Source organism: Bartonella sp. AC158YNML (assembly GCF_042196725.1).
Classification (GTDB): Bacteria; Pseudomonadota; Alphaproteobacteria; order Rhizobiales; family Rhizobiaceae; genus Bartonella.
In genome coordinates this window covers 1-617 of record NZ_JBHIQU010000096.1, presented here as the reverse complement: position 1 = coordinate 617, position 617 = coordinate 1, and the positions used below count along the sequence as shown (strand labels likewise).

The 617-nt window shown below is 45.4% G+C and carries 1 pseudogene; it reads left to right on the top strand.

The features are described from left to right. Positions 1 to 617, top strand: a pseudogene (locus tag ACFIM1_RS09440) (phage tail tape measure protein); the annotation flags it as partial.

Here is a 617-nt window from a genome sequence, read left to right as displayed (position 1 = left end):
GCATTTTCTGCCTCTTTTGGTTGGATTGGGACAGTGATCGAAGTGGTTGGGGCAGGTATTGCCTCTGTTGTGGGGGGTATTTTTACTCCGATCGGGGTTGTCGTTGCTGCTGTTGTGGCTGTCATCCTTGCTGCTGGTTTTGCTTTGTGGAAATATTGGGATCGTTTTTCTTCTTTTGTCAAAGGCTTTGCACAGGGGGTATCTCGGGCTTGGGGGCGTGCCTTTGAAGCCGTCATGCGCTTTTTTGGTGCCGATACTACCACCATCACTAAATGGAAAAACATCATTGCTGCTGCTTTCGACTTCTCTTCCCATTGGCAAAAGTTTAAACAAGGACTTTCCTCTGTTGTTCAAAGCTTTGAAGGTTTGTGGGAGGGCGTTAAACAAAGCTTTTCCAACTTTTGGCAATGGTTGAAGAGTTTTTTTACACAGGAAAAGCTCTCGGAGAGTGCCAAGGCTGGTATGGAACAAGCGGGCGAAGATCTGGCTAATTCGATTGTCGATGGCTTTATGTCATCTATCTCACAATTGATGGATTTTTGTAAATCTTTGCCTAGCCGCATTAAGGGGTGGATTGGTTCCATTGATGTAAGAGAGTTTTTGCCAAGTTTTTTGGG